Below are 1674 nucleotides of genomic sequence, written 5' to 3'. Positions count from 1 at the left end.
ATAGAATAAAATAATACGTACAGGAATCGCGTTAATTGCCTTCGGTAGATTTTTCTCTGGATCTTTGGTTTCAGCAGCCGTTGTACCAATCAATTCGACGCCAATAAAGGCAAACACGGCAATCTGGAAACCTGCCAAAAATCCGCTTACGCCTTTTGGAAATATGCCACCATGCGACCACACATTACTTACACTCACAACCTCACCATGCGGAGCTTGAAAATGAGTGAGGATCATGTAACCACCGACTCCAATCAGGCCAATAATGGCCAAAATCTTAATGAGTGCGAACCAGAATTCAACTTCACCAAACAACTTCACCGTAAGAAGGTTAAGCCCTAAAATGAATAGTACACAGCCTGCACTAATCATGGCTTGTTGTGTTGGTGAGAAACTGGCGCCTTCGGGCAGCCAGAAACTTAAATAGTTAATGACCGCAGATAAATCTGCAATACCGACCAGTACCCAGCCTAACCAATAGGTCCAACCTATATAATAACCAGCCCATGGGCCAATCAAATCATATGCCATATCGACAAATGACTTGTAATGCAAATTAGCGAGTAGTAATTCACCTAATGCACGCATTAAGAAAAAAAACATGCCTCCAATTAACATGTAAATCACGAGAATTGAAGGACCAGCGAGGGAGATGGTTTTGCCCGAGCCCATAAATAGACCGGTTCCAATTGCACCGCCAATTGCAATCATTTGTAGATGGCGATTATTTAATTTCCGTTGTAAATGATCAGGGGAGCCTGCCTCATCTGGATGATGAACCATTGTCATATTAGAAGTCCTTTTTATATTTTGCTTAACTTAAAATCAGCAACCTATAGGGAGAAAAACGAACCGTATATCGTGGGTTGCTGAGTCTATACCTCAGGACAAGATGTTCAAGTATATTTTTTCCTTAATTGATAAATCGTTTGTCCTGTTTTTTTAAGTCACATTATTTATGTACTGCCTTCACGGCAATTTTAATTAACATATCTGGATTCTCCAGATTAGCCGGAGTGTAGCATGTGATAATGCTAGATGTCGCTTTTACGCCCCCCTCTAAACTGCTCTATTGAGTTAAAAATAAACAACATTATTCCGATAAAAAATCGAAAGAAAATAAAAAAAGCCAATCATGTTTGATTGGCTTTTAATAAAACTTAATGATCGTTGACGAGTTCGCGTCCTAGTTTTTTCATGCGTGGTTTATAGAGCACATGATAGGTAACGCCTAAGATAACTAACCATACTGGACTGACATAGAGCGCTTTCAATGTATCTGGCTCAAGTGCCAAGATAACTAAAGTGAAAAGCATAAATGCCAAAACGATATAACTCATCCAAATGCCACCGGGCATTTTAAAAGTAGATTTTTCATGTAATTCAGGACGTAATTTACGATAGCGTAAATAGCACACCATGATAAGACTCCAGACACTAATGAATAGAATCACACAGAGTGAACTTGCCAAAGTAAATGCTTCCATTGTGTTTGGAACAAAGTACTGAAGCACTGCCCCGCCCATAATGAAAATACATGAAAAAATCAAACCATTTGAAGGTACTGCACGTTTTGATAAACGACCAAACGCACCTGGTGCTTGACCATCTTTTGATAAACCGAACAGCATACGGCTGGTTGAAAACACACCGCTGTTCATTGAAGACATCACC

General features: G+C 39.7%; 2 protein-coding genes. Both read right to left on the bottom strand.

The window, feature by feature from the left end; genetic code table 11:
- A partial coding sequence (locus UC75_RS16630; protein WP_128825337.1) for an amino acid permease occupies positions 1-783 on the bottom strand: 783 nt, incomplete at its 3' end.
- Positions 784-1160: 377 nt separating this feature from the next.
- On the bottom strand, positions 1161-1674 hold a 514-nt coding region (locus tag UC75_RS16625), incomplete at its 5' end, for an amino acid permease (RefSeq protein ID WP_128825329.1).

Source organism: Acinetobacter sp. V2 (assembly GCF_001188385.1).
Taxonomy (GTDB): Bacteria; Pseudomonadota; Gammaproteobacteria; order Pseudomonadales; family Moraxellaceae; genus Acinetobacter; species Acinetobacter oleivorans.
This window is presented reverse-complemented; position numbering and strand designations above follow the sequence as displayed.